The organism is Nonomuraea sp. NPDC049725, assembly GCF_040674795.1.
Lineage (GTDB): Bacteria > Actinomycetota > Actinomycetes > Streptosporangiales > Streptosporangiaceae > Nonomuraea > Nonomuraea ceibae.
The window spans coordinates 200,048-221,497 of sequence record NZ_JBFANJ010000004.1; the positions used below are offsets into that span (position 1 = coordinate 200,048).

Below are 21,450 nucleotides of genomic sequence, written 5' to 3' on the forward strand. Positions count from 1 at the left end.
TCAACCCCGTCCCAAACCATATAGGCCTCACGAATGCCGCGTATCCGGATCGATGTGATCGTGGTCTCACCTCCGTAGAATCGTTGACCATGACCGCCGAACCCGACCCCATGGACGCCGTCCTGCGACAGTGGCGCCGGGAACGGCCCGATCTCGACCTGGAGCCGCTCGGCCTGTTCGCCCGGCTGGTCCAGGTCACCAGGCTGCTGGAGGCGGACGTCGAGCGCGTCTTCGCCCGCCACGGGCTGCGCCCCGGCGAGTTCGACGTGCTGGCCGCGCTGCGCCGCGCCGGAAGCCCGTACACGATGATCCCGTCGGAGCTGTCGGCGGTGCTGCGGCTCTCGCGCGCCGGGATGACCAACCGGCTCGACCGGCTGGAGGCCGCCGGGTTCGTCGAGCGCAGCCTCGACCCCGACGACCGGCGCAGCTTCCGCATCGCGCTCACCGGCGAAGGCCGGCGGGTGATCGACGCCACGCTCACCGACCACGCCGCCAACCTGCACCGGCTGGCCGCCCTGGTGCCGACCGGCGAGAGCGCCGCGCTCGACCGCGTCCTGCGCTCGATGCTGCGGGACCTCACGGGCGAGTTCACCGGCGATCCGGGGGGCGACTGAGGGGGCGGTCACGGCCTACGTCCTACCCCCGAGTCACCGGACTAACGGCAGGACCCCGGGGAAGGCGTAGTGCGTGGCCGCTTTGCGCATCGAGACGGTCCGGCACCGGGAGTGCACGGTCCTGGTGGCGGCCGGCGAGCTGGACCATGCCGGGCGCGAACGGTTCAGCGCCCACGTCGACGCGGTGTGGGACTGGTCGCCCGGCCCGGTGCTCGTGTTCGACCTGGCCGACCTGATGTTCTACGACTCCTCCGTCATCGGCGTGCTGGCCGCGGTGCTGCAACGCATGCGGGCCGAGGGCAGCGGCGAGGTCATCCTGGCCCGGCCCACCCCCCACCTGGTCAACGTGCTGCGGCAGACCGACCTGCTCGGCCACGTGTCGCTGAGCCAGAGCGTCGACGTCGCCGTGGCCGAGCTGATGCTCAAGACCGCCAGGGAATGACGGGAACCGCGCCGCACCGGTGATCGTTCTCCGGTACGCCAGCCGTACCGGAACGGAGAGTAATCACGTGGTTTTCAAGCGGATGCTGGGCGCCTTCGGCGTCGGAGCCCCCTCGGTCGACACCGTCCTCACCACCCCGCGGGTGCGGCCCGGTGGGCTCCTGGCGGGTGAGGTGCGGCTGAAGGGCGGCGACTTCGACGCCGAAATCGAGCACGTCACGCTCGGCCTGGTCGCCCGGGCCGAGGCGGAGATCGGCGACGGCGAGGCCCACGGGCTCGCCGAGCTGCACCGGATGCGGGTCTCGGGGCCGTTCACGCTGGCCAAGGGGGAGGAGCGGACGATCCCGTTCGAGGTCGCCGTGCCGTGGGAGACGCCGGTGAGCGAGGTCGGCGGGCAGCCGCTGACCGGGATGGGGCTCGGCGTCCGCACCGAGCTGGCCATCGCCAAGGCCGTCGACAAGGGCGACCTCGACCCGCTGAGCGTGGAGCCGCTGCCGTCGCAGCAGCGGGTCATGGAGGCGTTCCTGCAGCTCGGGTTCGCGTTCAAGTCGGCGGACGTGGAGGTGGGCCGCATCCACGGCATCCACCAGGAGCTGCCGGTCTACCAGGAGATCGAGTTCTACGGGCCGCCCGGGCAGGTCAAGGAGGCGGAGCTCACCTTCGTCGCCGACGCCGAGGGGATGCACGTCGTCATCGAGGCCGACAAGCGCTCCGGCGGCTACGGCGACGCCATCGGCCGCTTCCGCGTCGGGCACGACGAGGCCCTGCGCATGGACTGGGCGGCCGAGATCGGCGGCTGGCTGGCCGGGCTGAGCGCCTACGGCGGCGGCCACCACCACCAGGGCCACCACTACCACGAGGAGCGCCACCACCACGGGGGCGGCGGGCTCGGCGGGATGGTCGCCGCCGGGGCGATGGGCGTGGTCGGCGGCATGGTCGCCGGCGAGCTCATCGAGGAGGCGCTCGAGGGCGGCGAGGAGGAGGGTGACGGCGACTGGTAGCCGCCGTCACCGTCAGCGGCGGGCCGGTTCGCCGAGCAGCTCGGCGAACAGGTCCGCCCACTGGGGCATCACCACGTCGGGGCCGTAGGCGCGCGAGGTCACCACGGCGGCCTCGCCCATCTCCAGGCGCTTCCTGCGGTCGGCGACGACCTCCTTGAGCGCGGCGGCGAGCGCCTCGGTGTCGCGCGGCGGCACCAGCACCCCGTCGACCCCGTCGGTCAGCACGTCGCGCGGCCCGGTCGGGCAGTCGAAGGCCACGACCGGCAGCGCGTGCGTCATGGCCTCGATCATCACCATCGGCAGCCCCTCGAACCGGGAGCTGAGCACGTAGACGGAGGCGTCGGCCAGCTCAGCGTCGAGCCGGTCGGTGCGGCCCATGAGCGAGATGTGCCCGGTCATGCCGAGCTCCTCGATGCGGGCGGCGAGCTGGGGCTTGCGCGGGCCGGTGCCGAAGATGCGCAGCCGCCACTCCGGGTGCTCCCTGACGACCTCGGCGAAGGCCGGGATGAGCATGTCGAACCCCTTCTGGGGCACGAGCCGCCCGGCGGCGAGGACGACCGGGTTCTCCTGGCGGGAACGTTCCTGGTCGACCTTGTGCACGGCGTTGGGGATCTGCACGATCCGGGCGCCCGGCAGCAGTTGCTGGTATTCGCGCTGGTTCGTCTTGGTGAGCACGGCGACGGCGTCGAACCTGCCGTAGTAGCGGGCGATGTCGCGCCGGATCGTCTCGGGGTAGGCGGTCAGGTTCATGTGCTCCTGGGCCACCTTGACCACGCCCTTGCCGGCCCGGCGGGCGGCGATCAGGTTGAGCGCGGGCCTGGTGGTGACCAGGATGCCGTGGTCGAGCCCGGCGACGTAGTCCATGACCGCCTTCTCCACCCGTTCGGTGAAGTAGTCGGCGGCGAACTCGCCGCGCGGCACGATCTTGCCGCGCACCCGGCGCCACGCCTTGCGCGGCAGCGAGTCGGCCTGCCTGCCCTGCCGCTGGTCGACGAGCGTGCTGACCCGGACGCCCGGGTGGATGGCGAACTGAGCCTTCTCCCGCCGCCGCACCACACTGATGATCTCCACGTCGTGCCCGTACTCGGCCATCGCGTTGGCCTGGTTGATCACGGTGCGGATGGTGCCGCCCATGCCGTAGGCGTGCAGCATCAGGTAGCGGATCTTCACGGGAGGTACCCCCAGCTCCGGCACATCGGCTTGAGCGATTCGGGGACGGACTCCTCGGGCGGGAGATCGCGGCCCGGCTGGACGGTGCCGGTGCGGATCTTGTCCCGCCAGTCGCCGAGGCCCTTCTGGATGACCGTCTGCTCGCCGTAGGAGAGCATCCCGGCCTCCCACTCCACGCCCAGGAACTCGCAGATCTCCCGGGTGACCTTCTCCGGCTCGGCGCTGAGGTCCTCGTAGCGCACGGTGAGGCCGGGGAGCGCGGACTTGGCCCGCTGCACGGCCTTCATGTAGCGCAGCGCGTCGAGCGCGGCCTCCTCGGGGGTGCGCTTGTCGGGGCTGGCCTCGTGCCAGGAGGTCGCGATGGAGGCGGGGTGGCGCAGCAGGAAGACGAACCGCGCGTCCGGCCAGCAGGTGGCGAGCCGCTCGTAGGCGAAGGCGTTCGCCGGGGTCTTGTCCACGATGTAGCGCTTGCCGCTGCGGACCAGCTCGCGGTGCAGGACCCGGTCCCAGAGCAGGTGCTCCAGATCGGCCTGGTTGTGGCCGAGCGCCGCCATCGCCTTGCTGGCCAGGGTCGTGCCGAACTCCACTCTGAGGCGCCGCACGTGGAGCTCGTGCGGGGCGTGCAGTGCCGAATGAGCGTTGAGGATCGAACGAAGCAGGGTGGAGCCGGACCGCACCGGCGAGATGATGAAGACGGGGGCGGTGAGGAGCCGGTCCGCCGCCGGGTCCGCCGGCGGCCGGATCTCGACCTCGGCCGGCTTGGCGGGCGCGGGGGCCGCCGCCTTCGTAATACCCTGGTTCCCTACTCGATTGACCTGGAATCCGGTGAACCTGACCAGCGCCTTGTTGATCTTACGCTGCCAGCTCATGCAGAGGGAGACTACTCATCCTTCCTGGTAGTTCCCTGGGAATCGGGGGTCGATACGGAACCGTGACGGCGCCGTATATCCTCGACCATCTCATTGCTTCCTGCTGGAGCCTCGCACCTGATGAGACGTGTTCGAGCCGCCTCTTTCTCACTCGGCGGCTACAGCCACCCCGCGCAGGTCATCGCGACGGGATTCAGCACGGCCGCGCTGATCGGCACGCTGCTGCTGATGCTCCCTTTCGCGACGACCGAAGGGGTGTCCCCGGGCTGGCTCACCGCGGTGTTCACGGCCACCTCGGCCGTCTGCCTGACCGGGCTCGTCGTCGTCGACACGCCCACGCACTGGTCGACGTTCGGCGAGGTGGTCATCATCGGCCTGGTGCAGATCGGCGGCCTCGGGATCATGACGCTGGCCACGGTGTTCACCGTGCTGGTGTCGGGCCGGCTGGGCCTGCGCGCCCGGCTGTTCGCCCAGGCCGAGACCAAGACGCCGACCATGGCCGACATGCGCAAGGTGGTGCGCAAGGTCGTCGTCTTCAGCCTGGTGTGCGAGGCGATCGCGGCCGTGGTCTTCACGCTGCGCTTCCTGATCGGCTACGACGAGCCGATCGGTGAGGCGCTCTACCTGGGCGTCTTCCACGGCATCTCCGCCTTCAACAACTCGGGCTTCACGCTCTGGTCCGACAACGTCATCGGGTTCGTCACCGACCCGTGGATCTGCCTGACGATCGCCGCCGCCGTCACCGTGGGCGGGCTCGGCTTCCCCGTCGTGTTCGAGCTGCTGAAGTCCTGGCGGCACCCGAGCAGGTGGAGCGTGCTGACCAGGATCACCGTCGTGGCCACCATCGTGCTGCTGATCCTCGGCACCCTGGTCTACCTGGCCACCGAATGGCGCAACCCCGGCACCCTGGGCGCGCTGGACGACTCGGGCAAGCTGCTGGCCGCGTTCTTCCTGTCGTCCATGGCGCGCACCGCCGGGTTCAACAGCGTCAACATCGGCGAGCTCTACCCGTCGAGCTGGCTGTTCACCGACCTGATGATGTTCATCGGCGGCGGCAGCGCGGGCACCGCCGGCGGCATCAAGGTGACCACGCTCGGGCTGCTGGCCTTCGTCATGTGGGCCGAGCTGCGCGGCGAGTCCAAGGTGAACATCGGCCACCGCCAGATCTCCGAGTCGGCCCAGCGCCAGGCCGTCACGATCACGATGATGAGCGCCGGCCTGGTCGCCGTCTGCACCTACGTGCTGCTCGTCCTCACCCCGCACAGCCTCGACCGGGTGCTGTTCGAGGTCGTGGCCACGTTCAGCACCGCGGGGCTGTCGACGGGCATCACCGCCGACGTGACGGTCCCGGGCCAGGTGCTGATGGTCCTGCTGATGTTCGTCGGCAGGATAGGCCCGCTGACGATCGGCTCCGCGCTGGCGTTGAAGGAGCGGACCCGGCATTACGAACTACCTGAGGAGCGGATGATCGTTGGTTGAGAAGAGCAATGACCCCGTGGTGGTCATCGGGCTGGGCCGGTTCGGCAGCTCGCTCGCCCTGGAGCTGACCCGCCGGGGCACCGAGGTGCTGGCCATCGACCACCGGCCGAAGATCGTGCAGGCGCTGGCGGGCCACATCACCCACCTCGCCACCGCCGACGCCACCGACCTGGACGCGCTCCAGCAGCTCGGCGTGCCCGACTTCTACCGGGCCGTAGTGGCGATCGGCGACCTGGAGGCGAGCATCCTGTCCGCCTCGCTGCTGGTGGAGCTGGAGATCGACGACATCTGGGCCAAGGCCGTCAGCCAGCAGCACCGGCGCATCCTGAGCCGGGTCGGCGTGCACCACGTCGTGCTGCCCGAGTTCGACATGGGCGAGCGGGTGGCGCACCTGGTGAGCGGCCGGCTGCTGGACTACATGGAGGTCGACGAGAACTTCGCGCTGATCAAGACCCACCCGCCCAAGGAGTACGTGGGCACCCCGCTGGGAGAGTCGGGCCTGCGGCGCAAGTACGGCGTCACGGTCGTCGCGGTCAAGAAGGAGGGCGAGGCGTTCACGTACGCCACGGCCGAGACCGAGCTGTCCTACGGCGACATCATCCTGGTGTCCGGCCGCACCGACCAGATCGAGCGCTTCTCGGAGCTCAGCTGACGGACACCCGCCGTTCACCCGTCCCTCCTACCGTGGCCGGATGGCGTACGCGACGTCCGTGCCCTACCGGGCGGGCACCGAGGGCTTCCACACGTTCCGCATCCCCGCCGTCGTGGTCACCCGGGCGGGGACCGTGCTGGCGTTCGCCGAGGGGCGGCGCGGCTCGGCCGGCGACTCCGGCCACATCGACCTGGTGGTCAAGCGCTCGGCCGACGGCGGTGACACCTGGAGCGAGGCCCGCGTGGTGGCCGAGGAGCCGCGCGGGGGCACCGTGGGCAACCCGGCCCCGGTGGTGACCTCCGACGGCCGGATCGTCCTGGTGTCGGTGCGGCAGGGCCCGGCGGCGACCGAGGCGAAGATCCGGCGCGGCCAGGTGCCCGCCGCCGACGGCCGCCGGGTGTTCGTCCAGGAGAGCGCCGACGACGGCGTCACCTGGACGGCCCCGCGCGAGATCACCGCGAGCGTGAAACGGCCGGAATGGCGCTGGTACGCCACCACTCCCGGCCACGCGCTCCAGCTCCGGCACGGCCCCCACGCGGGCCGGATCGTGGTGCCCGCCAACCACTCGCTGCCGCCGGCCGCCGGCCACGACGGCACCGAGGGCGCCTACAACGGCGGCCACTGCCTGCTCAGCGACGACGGCGGCGCGACCTGGCGGATCGGCTACGTCGACGACAACCCCGACGGCTACGTCAACGTCAACGAGACCACGGCCGCCGAGCTGCCCGGCGGCCGCCTCTACCTCAACACCCGCACCGACTCGGCCGCCCCCGGCACCCGCGCCGACGCCTACTCGGCCGACGGCGGGCAGAGCCTGGAGCTGCCCTTCCGCCCGCAGGCCGGGCTGAGCGGGCCGGTGGTGGAGGGCAGCGTCCTGTTCTGGGAGCCGACGGGGACGCTGCTGTTCTCCGGCCCGGCCGCGCCCGACGCCCGCGCGCTCATGACCGTGCGGGCCAGCGACGATTTCGGCGTCACCTGGCGGGTCGCCCACACCGTGTCGGGGCTGCCCGCCGCCTACTCCGACCTGACGGCGCTCGACGCCGCCACGGTGGGCCTGCTCTACGAGACCGGCGACTTCGGGCCGTACGAGTCGATCGCCTTCCGCCGCGTCCCGGCCGCGGAGCTGGCCTGAGTCAGCCCGCCGGCGCGGTGGGCGCCTGGTCGGTCCAGCCGGACTTGATGACCTTCGTCCAGGTCTTGTTCGGGAACGGCTTGCCGCCCATCCAGGTGTCCAGCTTCTCGGCGACCAGCAGCATGGCCGAGGTGTCGACGGTCACGCTGCGCCGCATCCGCCAGTCGCCCTTGCCGTCGGTCACGGTGAGCTGCTTGCGGTTCGCGCCGTCGCCGGTCACCTCGGTGCCGGGCTCCGCCGACAGCAGCGCGAACGCGGCCGCGCGCACCTGCTGCGGCACGGGCAGTTCGTGCAGAAGCTCCTCGTACGTGTGCCCGAGCTTGATGTGCTCGCGGCGCGGCGGCTCGGGGGCGGCCAGGCGGATCTCGACGAGCCGCTCCTTGAGCGCGGCGGGCTCCGACGGCAGCGCCTGAAGCTCCTCGTAGGACATCTTCCGCCCGGCCAGGATGAACCCGCTCGGCCTGATCTTGGTCAGCCTCGCCCTGCCCGGCTCCGTGGACAGCTTCACCAGCATGCCCTCGGTCCGGTAGCGCCACGAGGCGGGCGAGCCGTCACGCTTCCAGGCGGCCCGGTCGGCCGCGCTCTTCGGCTTGACGCCCAGCTCGCGGAAGCCCATCCACCGGTCACCGGTCGACGCCGACGTCGACTCGCTGATCCGCCGCTGCACCACCCAGTACGTGTTCGGCGCGGCGCCGACCTTGCGCGGGTGGGTCATGGTGAACGTCGTCCGGGTCTGCCAGAACTTGCCGCCGGCCCCGGGGTCGGCCTCGGCGGCCTGGGCCGGGGTGGCGGTCGCCGTCAGGGTCAGGACCGCGACCATCATGATCGTCTTACGCATTGTGTGCAGTCACCTTCCGGTTCGGGGGTCAGGATGCGGGTTCGGGGTTGGGCAGGTCGGGCCGCCGGTCGGCCCAGACGCTCTCCGCGACGGCCGTGAACCCCGTCAGCTCGCCCGAGGGCGCCAGCGTCTCCAGCGCGAGCGGCGCCCCGGTCGCGTCGTCGACGATGAGCCGTCTGGCGGAGCCGTCGGCCGGGTCGCGGTAGGCGATCGCCTCCCCGGTCCTGCCGAGCGCGTCGGTCACCCGGCCCTGCGCGGTGACGCCGGGCAGCGAGGCCATGAGCCGGTACGCGGCGGCCCTGGTTCCGGCGGGCACCGGCATCTCCAGGACGAACGAGCCCAGGTTGGTCATCAGCTCCCTGTCACCGGGCCCGAGCAGGGCGCGCAGGCCCTCCGGCGTGGCGGGCAGCTCGGCCATCCTGGTCAGCGGCCTGCCGGCGGCCAGCAGCCGCCAGTCGACGTCCTCCTGCTCGAACGACCTGGCCTCGCCGGGCGCCGCCTCCACCTCGTAGGAGTCGCCGCCGAGACCGCCGCCGGTGCCGTACGGGTAGGACCAGTGGGTGGGGGAGCCGTCGGCCCGCCAGGCCGCCTCGTCCTCCGGCGTGGCCGGCTTGACGCCCAGGTAGCGCAGGACGAGCCAGTGCGGGTCGGTCATCTTGCCCGTGGGCAGCCAGGTCTCCTCGGCGGCCGTCTGCTCCAGGGTGTAGCGGTCGCCCGGGTCGCGGAACCGTACGCCCCTGATCAGCTTGTTGCCCCACCAGGCGCCCTCGGCGGGCTGCCGGGCGGCGGACGTGGCGGCGGCCAGCAGGACCGTGCGGGCGTCGGGCGGCGGGGCCTCGACCGGCGGCGCCGACGAGAGCACGACGGCCACCGCCGCCCCCGCCGACGCCAGGCCCAGCCCGAACGTCGCCCACCGTGCCGCCCGCACCCGCTTGCGCGCGGGCCTGTCGTGCGCGCCCCTCGGGGGGCGGTCGCGGGCGATCTCCGTCAGGAGCCGGTCGCGCCCGCGCGCCACCGTCTCCCGGGACGGGCCGGGCGGGGCCAGCAGCTCCCGCACCGCGGACAGGTCATCCATCTATGTCTCCGATCACCGGGTTGACCGCGCCGAGCGCCTTCCGCACCTTCTTGCGGGCGCGGTGCAGCCGGGAGCCGACCGTTCCGTAGGGGATGCCGAGCGAGGCCGCGACCTCCTCGTAGCTGAGCCCGGCAACGGCGACGAGCAGCAGCACGTCGCGGTCGCCCGAGGGCAGCGCGGCCAGCGCCGCCGCGAGCGGCCCCGCGCGCCCGCGGCGTCCAGCCGCGTGGGCACCCGCTCCTCGGGGCCCGCCTCGCTCCGCTCGGCCGCCGGGGCCCGGCGGAAGGCCGCGAACATCCGCGACAGCCCCCTGCGGTGCTGGGCGGCCACGTTGGTGGCGATGCCGTACAGCCAGGGCCGGACGCCGCCGCGTGCCGGGTCGAACGTGTGCCGCTTGCGGAAGGCCGCCAGGAACGTCTCCGCCGTCAGGTCGTCGGCCGCCTCCGGGCCGAGGCGGGCCGCCAGGTAGCGGTAGATCTCCTCGACGTACCGGTCGTAGAGGACCGCGAAGCGTTCCGGCTCCCGGACGGACTCCTTGATCACGGCCGCGTCGTCGGCCGCGACCGGAGGGTCGCTCACCTCGGGGGGCGCGGTCATTCGGGGTGTCCCTTCTGTTGCTTACACCCCTACTCCACCGATCGTCCCCTTCCCCTTCACGGTCCCCGCGTGATCAGTCGTCGTGGTCCGGGTCGTAGCGGGTGGGCTCGGCCGGCAGCGTATAGCGCCGGTCGATGAGGCCGACCACCTGGCTCAGGCTGTCGTCGGGCTCCTCCCGCTCCACCGCCTCGACCTCGCCGGCCAGCTCGTCGTCGCCGAGCCGGTCGCGGATCCAGGCCGAGTAGTCGCCCCGCTTCAGGTGGTACGTCCACGTCTCCTGGTCCACGCCCTCGGCCAGCTCCACGAACGTGTGCAAATTGCGCGCCCGCAGGTGCAGCCGCTCGTCGGGGCCGGTGAAGTAGAAGCTCTTGTCCTTGGACATGGTGCCGGCGGCGTACTTGCGGCGATGGCGGGTGCGCTCGGCGCGGGCCTCCGAGGGCTGGATCCGCGTGGCGGCGTCCAGCGCGATGTGCCACAGCACGACGCTGCCGTCACCGCCCTCGCCCTCGACGGCCGGCAGGGGCCGGCCGAGGGCGTCGGCGAACGCGCCCAGCGTGTCGGCGGGCTCAGGCCCGACCGCGATCACGCCGTTCAGCAGGTCGAGCGCGGCCGGGCTGAGCGCCTCGGGATGCACGGTGATCAGCATGATCGACCCCAGGTCGCCGGGGTCCTTGAGCGGCACCTCCTGCAGCTCGGCCGGCATCAGGTGGTGCGCCTCGTCCACGACCACCCAGTGCGGGTGCCCCAGCTTGGCCCGCATGGCGACCAGGCGCGGCACCAGCTCGGCGAAGAACGCGGGCCGGTCGCGCAGCGGCATCCCGATCATGTTCACCACGGCGCTGTGCTGGGGCGACTCCAGCAGCCGCAGCACCTCCTCCACCGCGGGCGGCCGGTCCGGCTCGCCCAGCACGGCCACCCCCGGGAACTCGGCGTAGTCGCCCTCCGGGTCGATCACCACGCACTGGTGCTCGCTCTCCACCAGCCGCTCCAGCAGCGCCGTGGTGACCGTGGACTTGCCGCTGCCCGACGGCCCCGCCACGGCCAGCCCCGTCCCGTACGGCTTGAGCCGTGCCTCGCCGCCGTCACCGTGGCCCAGCAGCACGTCGTGACGCGGGATCTCGATCTGGTCCAGCTCGCCCGTGAGCAGCAGCTCGGCGAGCTCGACGACGCCGTGGCCCGCCTGCCGGCCCAGCGGCAGGTCGCACTGGCGCAGCAGCGCCGGCACCGCGTTGGCCACAGCCGCGCCGCACTCGGCCGCGTTCAGGAACGCGTGGTCGTTCTCCGCGTCGCCGACGGCCACCACGTTGTGCCGCGACAGGCGCAGCCGGTCGAGCGCGGCGGCCAGGCCGGTGGCCTTGTTCACGCCGGGCGGCAGCACCATGACCGCGCCCTTGTTCCTGATCACCTGCAGCTCCAGGCCCAGGTCCCGGATGACCTCGTGCACCTGCGCGTCGTACGGCTCGCGCGTGGCCACCACCACCGAGCCGACGCCCAGCGGCGTGACGCCCGCCGCGCGCAGCCGGTCGGCCAGCTCCGGCGGCGGCGCCTCGGCCAGCGCCTCGGCGCTGCGCCTGCCGGGGTCGTAGAGCAGCCCGCCGTTCTCGGCCACCACCAGGTCGAACAGGTCGGCGTGCGGGAACACGGACAGCAGGTCGTCGAGCTCCCGCCCGGTCACCAGCAGCAGCTTCCTGCCCGAGCGGGAGACGCGCTCCAGGACCCGGACGGTGTGCTCATGGACCCGTCCGTGCCTGGCCAGCGTGTCGTCGTAGTCGCAGGCGAGCACGTGATACCTCATGTCGCGCACGTACCCCCGAGACCCCGGCGAAATCTGGATCACCCCGTACGGACGAGTGGAAACGGTCGCACGACCCGCTCCGGGCGAAGCGGGAAAGCCGCAGATCTGCGGCGGTTCTCTCACGTATCCCGCGTGACGCTGACACTTCGCCCCGCGTTTTCAGGGGAAACGCGGCCTTCGCCGGTGCGCGAACTTTCGCCTGCCCCGCTACCTGGAAATCCGCCCTCACCCGCGATCTCATGTCCCCCGGTTCGCAGGCCCTACACGGACAGGGGAACACATGCTGTATCCACGGCGGATAGCGCAAGTCACGGTCGCCTTCGCGCTGGCCATCGGATTCGCGCAGCCGGTGATGGCGGCCGAGCGGGTGCGCGTCACCCGCTTCCTCGGCGAGCAGCGGCTGCCGCACAAGATGGAGTTCGCGGGCACGGTCGTCGGCGGCTTCTCCGGGCTGGACCGTGACCCGCGCACCGGCACCTGGTACTTCATCTCCGACGACCGGTGGCGCTACAACCCGGCCCGCTTCTACACCGGCAGGCTGGACTTCGACCGGCGCACCGGCAGGTTCACCGGAGCCCACCTCTCCGGCGTCAAGACGCTCATCGGCCCCGACGGCGAGCCCTACCCCGGCTACGGCAAGCCGCGCTCGGCCGACCCCGAGACGATCCGCTTCGACCGGCGCACCCGCCACCTGGTCTGGGGACACGAAGGCGACCGGCCCGACACGCGCAACCCGGACATCCCCGTCTCCCAGCTCTTCGTGCGCCGGATGGACCGCCAGGGCCGCCACCTCGGCTCCCTGCCGATCCCGCGCAACCTCCGGCTGACCACCACCGACAGCGGCCCCCGGCGCAACTTCGGCTTCGAGGGCCTGGCGCTCGGCCCGCGCACGATCGCCGCCGTGGCCGAAGGGCCGCGTTACGAGGACGGGCAGCCGCCCACCGTCGAGCGCGGCGCCCCGGCCAGGATCACCGTCTGGAACCGCGACGGCCGCCTGCTCGGCCAGTACGCCTACCCGATCGACCCGCTCCCGGCCGCGCCCGTGCCGCCGACCGGCGCGACCGACAGCGGCGTCTCCGAGCTCCTCGCCATCGACGACCACCGCTACCTGGCGTTGGAACGCTCCTGGATCGAGGGCGTGGACTACCGGGTCAAGCTGTACGAGATCGACCTGCGCGGCGCGACCGACGTGCTGCCCCGGCGGAGCCTCGCGGACGGCCGGTCGTACCGCCCGGTCCGCAAGCGGCTGGTCTACGACTTCAGCGACCTGCGCGGACCGGTGCAGAACCTGGAGGGCCTGGCCTGGGGTCCCCGGCTGCGCACCGGCGAGTGCACGCTCGTCGCCGGCTCCGACGACAACTTCGACGAGCGCGAGGTGACGCAGTTCCTCGCCTTCGCCGTCCGCGGCTGCTGACGCCGCCCGCCTGACCGCCCGCGCCCCTGCCCTCCATCAGGGGCGCGGGCTCCTGCGTCCCCACACCAGCGCGACGACCACGTACGGCACCGCGAACAGGGCGAACGTCAGGCCGTGGCCCGCCATCGTCGACGCGGCGCCGTACGACGCGTAGACGAGCAGCGTGACCGCCTCCTTGCCGAGCCCCGCGACGGACGTCACGGTGGCGCGGCTCGGCCCGTCGATGCTCTCCTGGAGCCGCGCGTCGGCCACCACGTCGGCGAGCTGGAACGCCCCGAAGGCCAGCGCGATCAGCGCGAACCCGGCGAGCTCCCCGCTCAGCGCGCCGCCCGCCAGCGCCAGCGCCGCGGCCAGCAGCATCACCGCGAACGGCCGCTCCGCCACCCGCTCGGCCCGGCCCGCCAGCAGCCCGCCGGCCGTGGCCGCGGCCCACACCAGCAGGACGAGCGCCGGCACCCAGGCGACCGGTGTCCCGAGCTCCTTGCCGAGATACGGGACGTACTCCTCCAGCGCGCCCCAGATCGCCCCCGCCACCGCCGACAGGACCAGCCACCTCGACACGTGACGATTGCCGCGCGCCTCCGACAGCCCGCTCTTGAGCACCGCCCAGTAGCCGGGCTCGTCGTCGTCATCGGCGGCCGCGGCCGTGCGATGCTCCGGGAACGCCAGGGCGGCGAGCGAGCACAGCAGGCAGGCCACGACGCTGGCCGCGCCCACCACCGGATAACCGCCCACGGCGAACACCGGGATCGCCAGCCCGATCGCCGAAGCCGTCGCCGCCAGCCCCACCGAGGAGGCCCGGCCCATCAGCCCGGCATAGCGCTCGGCCTCGCCGGCGCGCTCCAGCTCCTCGTACACCAGGGCTTCCAGCGAGCCGGACGTGAGCGCGCCACGCACCCCCCACAGCACGAACCCGGCGGCGAACACCCAGTAGGACGGGAAGATCACCCACAGCGCGAAGCCCGCGGCGGCCAGCAGCGGCCCCACGCACAGCAGCAACCGTCTGGAGAGCACGTCGGCCAGCGCGCCGGAGGGCACCTCCAGCAGCAGCCCGGTGACCGACCAGATCACGAACAGCGAGGTGGTCTCGGCCACGGACAACCCGGTCTCGCTGAACAGCAGCGCATAGACCGGATAGAGCAGGACGAACTCATCCAGGAACGAGTAAAGATAAAGCGTGCCCGCCAGCCGGGACGGGCTTCCGTCAACGAATCAATGTCGCCACTTCATGCGGGCGAGTCTAGCCGGGCAGCCTAAGCTCCGCGTAAACCCCCCGGTGGTCCGTACGCGGCACGTCCACCACCTCGACCTCGCGCACCCCGGCCCGCTCGTCGACCAGCACGTGATCGATCGTGATGAACGGTGGCACGGCCCGGTTCGGCCACGTCGGCGTCAGCCCCATGCCCACCTGCCGGGCGGCGTCCACGTAGCCACGGTCGAGCAGCTCACGGAAGGCGCGGTGGTCCAGGCTCGCGTTGAAGTCGCCCGCCAGCACCCGGACCGCGTCCGGCGACGGCCCGGGCAGGGCGGCCAGCGACGCGTACCAGCCCGCCGTCTTCCGGCCCAGCGGCGGGTTCGGATGGACGGCCACCACCTCCACCCTGCCGCCTGACGGCAGCGTCAGTGCGGCGGCCGGCATGTTGTGCCCGATCGGCGTGAACAGATCGGGCAACGCCGTCAGCGGATGCCGCGCGTACAGCCCGCTGCCCGTGGCGCCGTGGTCCGCCTCCAGCACCCGGTGCGGCATCAGCTCCGCCAGGCCCGCCGCGTCCAGCGCCGCCACCGCGCGCGGCGTGAGCTCCAGCGCGCTGAACACGTCCGGCCGCAGCCGCCGCACCAGCTCCACCACCGTCTGCGGGTCCGCCCGTCCGAACAGGTTGATCGTCAGCACCCTGAACGGCACGCCGCCCACCGGGCGCTCGCCCACGGCGAACGCCCTCGGCGCCACCACGGCCGCCATCAGCACGCACGCCACCAGAGCCACCAGCGCCGCCGGCCGGTTGCGCCGCACCACCAGCAGCGCCACCAGCAGCGCCAGCACCGCGCCGAGCGGGGTCACGGTCACGAGCTGCGTCAGGAACGAGCCCGCCTCCAGCCCGCCCACGCGCACCACCGCCCACCCGGCCAGGCCCGCCACGACCGTCCACGACAGCCAGCGCCTGCGCCGACGCCGGCGCGGCGGCGCCCCGCCGGCCTCCTTGTCCTCGACGTCCTCGACCGAGATGCCCACGTGCTTCCGCCGCTCCGAATCGCGCTGAACGTTCTGAGGTGGAGCCTACGCATCCTGAGCGGTCGCTCAAGATGGGATCCGGTCGCCGTGGAAGCGGGCCGCTCACGGGGCTCCGTAGATCGTTAGTGCCATCATGGACACGGCAACGAGCCCATGGAAGGAACCTGACCACGAGGACCGGGAGCAGCCTTGGCGGGCATCACCGACGAGCAGTGGAGGCAGGCCGGCTCGCTCTGGGACTACCTCCAGATGCACCACCCGCTGCGCCACTGCGATGCCGCGATCGGCCTGGGCAGCCACGACCTGGGCGTCGCGTCCACCGCGGCGGCGCTCCACCACGCAGGCTGGTTCCCGCGCCTGGTCTTCTCGGGCGCCACCACGCCGACCACCGCCGCCCGCTTCCCCCGGGGCGAGGCCGTCCACTACCGGGAGCACGCGATCGGGCTCGGCGTGCCCGACGAGGCCATCCTCCTCGAACCGCGAGCCACCAACACCAGCGAGAACATCGTCCTGTCCCGCCAGGTCCTGCACGAGGCCGGCATCCGCCCCCGCTCGGTGATGCTCATCTCCAAGCCGTACATGGAACGCCGGGCCTACGCCACGACCCGCAAGGTGTGGCCCGAGGTCGAGGTGGTGTGCGCCTCGGGAGCCCAGCGCCTCGACGCGTACGTCCGGGCGATCGGCGACGGCGAACTGGTCGTCGACATGCTGGTGGGCGACCTCCAGCGGGTCATCGAGTACCCGGCCCGCGGCTACAGCGTCGAGCAGGAAGTCCCGCCTGCCGTACGCGACGCCTACGAGTCGCTGCTGCGCGCCGGGTTCGACAGCAGGGTCATCCCATGAGGCCCCGGACGCGCACCCGGACGCTCGGGAGGTGACGAGAGAAGCGCCGCCTTCGTCGCCCTTCGCGGTGTAACCCTTCGCCCGGTTCTGCCCAAAAGGGGATGTCAGATGACGAAGGGGGCATGCCGGTGCATCGCAAACGGGCGGAGATCGCTACAGATCAGGTGGCGTTCGAAGCCTTCTACCGGCGGCACGTCGACGCGATCACCCTTTTCCTCGCTCGGCGGGTCGACGATCCCCACACGGTCGCCGATCTCGTGGCCGAGGTGTTCCTGGCGGTGCTCGACTCCCCCCGCACCTACCAGCCCGGGCTCGGACCCGAACTGGCATGGCTGTACGGCGTGGCACGCAACACGCTGTCGAGCGAGCGGCGCCGGGCGTTCAAGGAGTCGCGGCTGACGAACCGCGTGGGCGGACGCCGCGTCCTGGACGCCGACGACCTCGCCAGGCTCGAAGAACGCATCGACGCCGAGAGATCGGCCAGGGAGGTCTTCAAGGCCCTGGCCGACCTGTCCGAACGCGAACGCACCGTGCTGGAACTGGTGGTCGTCGACCAGCTCACGGTCACCGAAGCGGCGATCGCCCTCGGCATCCGGCCGGGGACCGCCAAGGTGCGGTTGCACCGCGCCCGCCGCAAGCTGCAGGCACTGCCCTTGGTCATGGAGGGAGCACCAGGATGAGATTCGAGGAGCAGATACTGATGGAGCTCAAAGCCGAGATGACCGCCCGTGCCGAACGGCGTCACCGCACCCGTCGCCGCCTGTTCACGGGGGCGGCGGTGGCCGGCCTGGCCGCGGTGACGGCGATCGCGGTGCCGCTGCTGACCGGGTCGGAGCAGCCCGCGTACGCCGTGGCCGAGAACGCCGACGGCACGATCAACGTCCAGCTCAACGAGTTCAGGGACGCCGACAAGCTGGAACGGGACCTGGAAAGGATGAAGGTCCCCGCCGACATCACGTACCTCAAGCCCGGCAAGTCCTGCGAGGGGAACCGAGGCAAGATCGTCGGAGGCGCGTCCCCGGAGGAGTGGGAGGGCTCCGCATCGGACAAGGCCGTACGCCTGCGGCCCGGTAAGGGGCTCACCATCGACCCCCGGCACGTCGGCACCGGGCAGACCCTGGTGATGGCGTTCACCGAGAGGAACGACGGGGCCGCCGAGGCGGCGAAGCCGGCGGTCCAGTGGCAGCTCGCGGCCTACGTGGTCGAAGGCCCGGTCAAGCCCTGCGTGGTCGTCGACGACCCGCTCTGGGACGATGCCGACCACCCCGGCCGGCCTTCCCCCGCGAGCAGCTGACCCACCGAAACCGCACCGCCCGACCAGGGCCATGACCACCAGGGGCAGCCCGCGAACCCAGGCGACCGGGTTCTGCGACCTGCTCCCCTCCGAGCCGAACGCCCGGCCCGCCCGCTGACTCCGGGAACCCGGCGAACGGGCGCGGCCGGGTGGCCGGTCCCCTCTGCACCGAGCGCCCGGCCCGGCCGGCTGGCCTTCGGAAGTCCGGCAAGCCGGGGCGCAGTCCGGCGGTCGGCGCGCCTTGAGCCGAGGGCCGCTCCGGCCCCCTGGCTCCGTGACCCCGGCGGGTGGGCGCAGCCGGGTGGCCGGGTCCCTCTGCACCGAGCGCCCGGCCCGGCCGGCGGCCGGGCCCCGGGCCCGAGCGTCAGTCCCTTCCTGCGGGGCTCCGGGATTCCGCGTGGGCGGGCGCGGCCGGGTGGCCGGTCCGCCTTGGGGCGAGGGCCCGTCTCGGTCCGCCTTGGGTCGAGGGCCCGGCCTGCGGGCCTCCGGGACTCCGGTGAGCGGGTGCTGCCGGGTGGCCGGTCCCTCTGGACCGAGCGCCCCGGCCCACGCCGGGGGTGCAGGGGGCCGGGAGGCCCCTTGCCGGGGGTGTGGGGGGCTGGGCCCCCCACTGGAGGGAGCCCGAGCAGGGGAGCGCGGAGCGCCGCGGGCGAGGACCGTGCCGTTGGGGGTAAGGGCAGGGGATGAGGGTGGTGGTGCTGGCCGACACGCACGGTCCGCGGCGTTGGCGGTCGTGTCCGCCGCGCGTGGCCGAGCAGTTGCGCGGCGCGGAGGTGATCCTGCACGCCGGGGACGTGTGCGTGCGGCCGGTGCTTGACGAGCTGGCCGAGTACGCGCCCGTGCACGTGGTCAAGGGGAACAACGACGGCCCGGACGTGGTGGCGCCGGAGACGCTGGAGCTGGAGCTGGCCGGGTTGCGGGTGGGGATGATCCACGACAGCGGCCCGGCGAAGGGCAGGCTGGGGCGGATGCGGAGGCGGTTCCCGGCGGCGGATCTGGTGGTGTTCGGGCATTCGCACATTCCGTTGGACGAGTCGGCCGGTGGGTTCCGGATCTTCAATCCCGGGTCGCCGACGGATCGGCGGCGGCAGCCGTACGGGACGGTGGGGGTGTTGGAGGTGGACGGCGGGGAGCTGGTGGAGGCGAAGATCGTCGCGGTGACGTGACCGGGTTTGCCGGGGAACGTTGTGCGGTATGTCGGTTACACACAGTGATGTATCGGACGGGGCTGACGATGGACGACCATCCGTGGCAGACGCGGACCCAGTGCCTGATCGAGGCCGGCCCGGCCGACACCGTGGACGTGCGCGTACGGTTCCTGCAGGTGGTGACCCGTGAGGTGGCTCGTGCTCGGGGTGACGAGCTGGAGCCTGCGCCGGAGTTGACCGTCGACGGTGTCCGCTATCTGGCGGGGCAGGAGTCGCGGGAGCGTGAGGTGGCCGTGTCCGGGGTGACGCTGGGTGAGCTGGCGGCGGCGCCGAGCGTGATGGAGGTGGACGTCCCCGCCGATCAGGAGGCCGTGTGGCTGATCGACGTGAGCGGCAGGGCGGGCGCGGTGTTGCGCGGCTGGGAGGCGTTGTACGGCCGGGCGGAGGTTCGGGCGGAGCCGTTGCGGGCGGGGGTGTTCCAGCTTTCGGTGCTGGTGGGGTGCACGACGGAGTGTGGCAAGCACGCGTTCGTGTCGGTGCTGGCGGGCCGGGAGGGTGAGCGTCACTCGGTGCTGTCGGCGCCGGTGGTGCTGGCGGAACGGGCGCCGGTCGCCCGGTAGCCCCAGGGCGCGGCCTCGGGGGTGCCGTCCTGCACGGGCATGAACGCCACCCACTGCGCCCACGGTCTGCGTCACGCGGGCTGCGCCGGCTATCGCGCGGCGCTGGCGATCGGCCGGCGGCTCTCGCCGAACCTGCTGGACATAGGCGTGTGGCACCACCTCGGCTGCGCGGGCTGGCCGGCCCCGGCCGCGAACCCGCCGGCGCCGCTGCCGTCGAACGGGCTGCCACCGTTCCTGGGCGCGGGCACCTGGACGGACCACGCCGACACGGCCGACCTGATGCGGCGCGGGCACCTGGACGGATTACGCCGACACGGCCGACCTGATGCGGCGGGGGGTCAGGCGGGGGTGCGCTCGGCCGCGATGACGAGCACGACCCCGATCGCGGCCAGGGCGAGGTTGGCGAAGAGCTCGTACCCGGTCAGGAAGTCGACCCGGGGGATGATCACCCGGTTGAAGAAGTTCAGGAAGACGCCGAAGAACGGCTGCACGGCGAGGTGGTCGATGGCCCCGCTGGCGCCCTGGAGCGCGAGGACGAGCCCCACGACCTGGATGGTTTTCCGCATGCCGGCAACGCTAGGCACGCGGGCCCCGGCGGACGATCGGTCATCCGTATCGGCCGGGGTGACCAAAGTAGGGGTCAGTCGTCGCGCCCGGAGGTGTGCGGGTAGTGCAGGTCGAAGGCGGGCCGTTCGGAGCGGATCGCGGGCATGAAGGTGAAGTTGTGCCGGGGCGGCGGGCAGGAGGTCGCCCATTCGAGCGAGCCGCCGTAGCCCCACGGGTCGTCCACGGTCACCCGGGGCGCCCGCCGCGCGGTGATCCACACGTTGTAGATGAAGGGCAGCGTCGACAGCCCGAGCAGGAACGCGCCCAGCGAGGAGATGAGGTTGAGGTCGGTGAACCCGTCGACGGCGCTGTAGTCGGCGTAGCGGCGCGGGAACCCGGCCATGCCGAGCCAGTGCTGCACGAGGAACGTGGTGTGGAAGCCGATGAACAGCATCCAGAAGTGGACCTTGCCGAGCGGGTCGTTGAGCATCCGGCCGGTCATCTTGGGCCACCAGAAGTAGAACCCGGCGAACATGGCGAACACGACGGTGCCGAAGACCACGTAGTGGAAGTGCGCGACGACGAAGTACGTGTCGCTGATGTGGAAGTCGAGCGGCGGCGAGGCCAGGATGACGCCGGTCAGCCCGCCGAGCAGGAACGTCACCAGGAACCCGATCGCGAACAGCATCGGAGTCTCGAACGTCAGATGCCCCCGCCACATGGTGCCGATCCAGTTGAAGAACTTCACACCTGTCGGCACCGCGATCAGGAACGTCATGAACGAGAAGAACGGCAGCAGCACCTGCCCGGTGGGGAACATGTGGTGCGCCCACACCGTCATCGACAGCCCGGCGATCGCGATGGTCGCGGCCACCAGCCCGATGTAGCCGAAGATCGGCTTGCGGCTGAACACGGGCAGCACCTCGGTCACGATGCCGAAGAACGGCAGCGCGATGATGTACACCTCGGGATGGCCGAAGAACCAGAACAGGTGCTGCCAGAGGATCGGCCCGCCGTTCTCCGGGTCGTAGATGTGCGTGCCGAGCCGCCGGTCGGCCTCCAGCGCCAGCAGCGCGGCGGCCAGCACCGGGAACGCCATGAGCACGAGCATGCTGGTCAGCAGCACGTTCCAGGTGAAGATCGGCATCCGGAACATCGTCATGCCCGGCGCCCGCATGCACACGATGGTGGTGAAGAAGTTCACCGACCCGAGGATGGTGCCGAGGCCGCTGAGCACCAGGCCCATGATCCAGTAGTCGCCGCCGACGGTCGGCGTGTACTCCGACGTCGACAGCGGCGTGTAGGCGAACCAGCCGAAGTCGGCCGCCCCGCCCGGCGTGAAGAACCCGGCCACGGCGATCAGCCCGCCGAACAGGAACAGCCAGTAGCTGACCATGTTCAGCCGGGGGAAGGCCACGTCGGGCGAGCCGATCTGCAACGGCATGATCACGTTGGCGAACCCGGCGAACAGCGGCGTGGCGAACAGCAGCAGCATGATCGCGCCGTGCATGGTGAACAGCTGGTTGTACTGGACCGTGTTCACCAGTTGCAGGCCCGGGTGCATGAGCTCGGCCCGGATGAGCAGCGCCATGACCCCGGCCGCCAGGAAGAACCCGAACGAGGTGATCAGATACAGGTACCCGATGACCTTGTGGTCCGTCGTCGTCATCCACCTGACCAGCACCGCCCCGG

The 21,450-nt window shown here is 72.0% G+C and carries 22 protein-coding genes and 1 pseudogene; 12 read left to right on the top strand and 11 right to left on the bottom strand.

The window, feature by feature from the left end:
- Positions 1-89: 89 nt before the first annotated feature.
- The 3 genes from AB0J53_RS12095 (at position 90) to AB0J53_RS12105 (ending at position 2,056) form a co-directional block, all read left to right on the top strand.
- Positions 90-614 (top strand): MarR family transcriptional regulator, encoded by a 525-nt coding sequence (locus AB0J53_RS12095; RefSeq protein ID WP_364171313.1) that lies wholly within the window; start codon positions 90-92, stop codon positions 612-614.
- Between the two features lie 73 nt (positions 615-687).
- On the top strand, positions 688-1,056 hold the full coding sequence (locus tag AB0J53_RS12100) for an STAS domain-containing protein (protein ID WP_219501555.1): 369 nt from the start codon (positions 688-690) through the stop codon (positions 1,054-1,056).
- A 67-nt stretch (positions 1,057-1,123) separates the two neighbouring features.
- Positions 1,124-2,056 (top strand): sporulation protein, encoded by a 933-nt coding sequence (locus AB0J53_RS12105; RefSeq protein WP_364171315.1) that lies wholly within the window; start codon positions 1,124-1,126, stop codon positions 2,054-2,056.
- Positions 2,057-2,068: 12 nt separating this feature from the next.
- On the opposite strand, the gene AB0J53_RS12110 is transcribed toward AB0J53_RS12105, so the two are convergent.
- Both AB0J53_RS12110 and AB0J53_RS12115 read right to left on the bottom strand, forming a co-directional pair.
- Positions 2,069-3,226, bottom strand: a complete 1,158-nt coding sequence (locus tag AB0J53_RS12110) for a glycosyltransferase family 4 protein (protein ID WP_219501567.1) — start codon at positions 3,224-3,226, stop codon at positions 2,069-2,071.
- Complete coding sequence (locus tag AB0J53_RS12115; RefSeq protein ID WP_364171318.1) at positions 3,223-4,095, bottom strand: sulfotransferase; 873 nt, start codon at positions 4,093-4,095, stop codon at positions 3,223-3,225. The genes AB0J53_RS12110 and AB0J53_RS12115 overlap by 4 nt, the downstream gene beginning before the upstream one ends.
- A 120-nt stretch (positions 4,096-4,215) precedes the next feature.
- Between AB0J53_RS12115 and AB0J53_RS12120 the strand changes: the two genes are divergently transcribed.
- The 3 genes from AB0J53_RS12120 to AB0J53_RS12130 are packed head-to-tail and all read left to right on the top strand — an operon-like array spanning position 4,216 to position 7,358.
- The gene (locus AB0J53_RS12120) at positions 4,216-5,574 is read left to right on the top strand and encodes a potassium transporter TrkG (protein WP_364171320.1); all 1,359 of its coding nucleotides are present in this window, start codon (positions 4,216-4,218) and stop codon (positions 5,572-5,574) included.
- The gene (locus tag AB0J53_RS12125) at positions 5,567-6,226 is read left to right on the top strand and encodes a TrkA family potassium uptake protein (protein WP_364171322.1); all 660 of its coding nucleotides are present in this window, start codon (positions 5,567-5,569) and stop codon (positions 6,224-6,226) included. The genes AB0J53_RS12120 and AB0J53_RS12125 overlap by 8 nt, the downstream gene beginning before the upstream one ends.
- Positions 6,227-6,266: 40 nt before the next feature.
- Positions 6,267-7,358: a sialidase family protein gene (locus AB0J53_RS12130; protein ID WP_364171324.1), complete on the top strand. Its 1,092-nt coding sequence runs from the start codon at positions 6,267-6,269 to the stop codon at positions 7,356-7,358.
- A 1-nt stretch (position 7,359) separates the two neighbouring features.
- On the opposite strand, the gene AB0J53_RS12135 is transcribed toward AB0J53_RS12130, so the two are convergent.
- The 5 genes and pseudogenes from AB0J53_RS12135 to AB0J53_RS12155 form a co-directional block, all read right to left on the bottom strand.
- The gene (locus AB0J53_RS12135; protein WP_364171326.1) at positions 7,360-8,196 is read right to left on the bottom strand and encodes a hypothetical protein; all 837 of its coding nucleotides are present in this window, start codon (positions 8,194-8,196) and stop codon (positions 7,360-7,362) included.
- A gap of 28 nt (positions 8,197-8,224) precedes the next feature.
- Positions 8,225-9,271, bottom strand: coding sequence for a CU044_5270 family protein (locus tag AB0J53_RS12140; protein ID WP_364171328.1), 1,047 nt, complete (start codon positions 9,269-9,271; stop codon positions 8,225-8,227).
- The gene (locus tag AB0J53_RS12145) at positions 9,264-9,425 is read right to left on the bottom strand and encodes a sigma factor-like helix-turn-helix DNA-binding protein (RefSeq protein WP_364171330.1); all 162 of its coding nucleotides are present in this window, start codon (positions 9,423-9,425) and stop codon (positions 9,264-9,266) included. The genes AB0J53_RS12140 and AB0J53_RS12145 overlap by 8 nt, the downstream gene beginning before the upstream one ends.
- Positions 9,426-9,628: 203 nt before the next feature.
- Positions 9,629-9,868 (bottom strand): annotated as a pseudogene (locus AB0J53_RS12150) (sigma factor); the annotation flags it as partial.
- Between the two features lie 73 nt (positions 9,869-9,941).
- Positions 9,942-11,663, bottom strand: coding sequence for an HAD-IIB family hydrolase (locus AB0J53_RS12155; RefSeq protein ID WP_364171332.1), 1,722 nt, complete (start codon positions 11,661-11,663; stop codon positions 9,942-9,944).
- Between the two features lie 280 nt (positions 11,664-11,943).
- Between AB0J53_RS12155 and AB0J53_RS12160 the strand changes: the two genes are divergently transcribed.
- Positions 11,944-13,077 (top strand): esterase-like activity of phytase family protein, encoded by a 1,134-nt coding sequence (locus AB0J53_RS12160; RefSeq protein ID WP_357583173.1) that lies wholly within the window; start codon positions 11,944-11,946, stop codon positions 13,075-13,077.
- Between the two features lie 36 nt (positions 13,078-13,113).
- Here the strand turns inward: AB0J53_RS12160 and AB0J53_RS12165 are convergent, their stop codons facing one another.
- Positions 13,114-14,265: an MFS transporter gene (locus tag AB0J53_RS12165; RefSeq protein WP_364171986.1), complete on the bottom strand. Its 1,152-nt coding sequence runs from the start codon at positions 14,263-14,265 to the stop codon at positions 13,114-13,116.
- 52 nt (positions 14,266-14,317) lie between these two features.
- Positions 14,318-15,307, bottom strand: a complete 990-nt coding sequence (locus AB0J53_RS12170; protein WP_364171334.1) for an endonuclease/exonuclease/phosphatase family protein — start codon at positions 15,305-15,307, stop codon at positions 14,318-14,320.
- Between the two features lie 189 nt (positions 15,308-15,496).
- On the opposite strand from AB0J53_RS12170, the gene AB0J53_RS12175 reads away from it, so the two are divergent.
- The 5 genes from AB0J53_RS12175 (at position 15,497) to AB0J53_RS12195 (ending at position 19,212) form a co-directional block, all read left to right on the top strand.
- Positions 15,497-16,150, top strand: coding sequence for a YdcF family protein (locus tag AB0J53_RS12175; RefSeq protein ID WP_364171336.1), 654 nt, complete (start codon positions 15,497-15,499; stop codon positions 16,148-16,150).
- Positions 16,151-16,272: 122 nt separating this feature from the next.
- Positions 16,273-16,830, top strand: coding sequence for a sigma-70 family RNA polymerase sigma factor (locus AB0J53_RS12180; protein ID WP_364171338.1), 558 nt, complete (start codon positions 16,273-16,275; stop codon positions 16,828-16,830).
- Positions 16,827-17,444 (top strand): hypothetical protein, encoded by a 618-nt coding sequence (locus AB0J53_RS12185; RefSeq protein ID WP_364171340.1) that lies wholly within the window; start codon positions 16,827-16,829, stop codon positions 17,442-17,444. Before AB0J53_RS12180 ends, AB0J53_RS12185 begins: the two co-directional genes overlap by 4 nt.
- 683 nt (positions 17,445-18,127) lie before the next feature.
- On the top strand, positions 18,128-18,610 hold the full coding sequence (locus tag AB0J53_RS12190) for a metallophosphoesterase family protein (protein WP_364171342.1): 483 nt from the start codon (positions 18,128-18,130) through the stop codon (positions 18,608-18,610).
- A gap of 68 nt (positions 18,611-18,678) precedes the next feature.
- Positions 18,679-19,212 carry a hypothetical protein gene (locus tag AB0J53_RS12195; RefSeq protein WP_364171344.1) on the top strand — a complete coding sequence of 178 codons (534 nt, stop codon included), beginning with the start codon at positions 18,679-18,681 and terminating at the stop codon, positions 19,210-19,212.
- Between the two features lie 338 nt (positions 19,213-19,550).
- Here AB0J53_RS12195 and AB0J53_RS12200 read toward each other — a convergent pair whose 3' ends face one another.
- Both AB0J53_RS12200 and ctaD read right to left on the bottom strand, forming a co-directional pair.
- Complete coding sequence (locus AB0J53_RS12200; protein WP_364171346.1) at positions 19,551-19,778, bottom strand: hypothetical protein; 228 nt, start codon at positions 19,776-19,778, stop codon at positions 19,551-19,553.
- A 74-nt stretch (positions 19,779-19,852) separates the two neighbouring features.
- The gene (ctaD, locus tag AB0J53_RS12205; protein ID WP_364171988.1) at positions 19,853-21,427 is read right to left on the bottom strand and encodes a cytochrome c oxidase subunit I; all 1,575 of its coding nucleotides are present in this window, start codon (positions 21,425-21,427) and stop codon (positions 19,853-19,855) included.
- Positions 21,428-21,450: the final 23 nt, after the last annotated feature.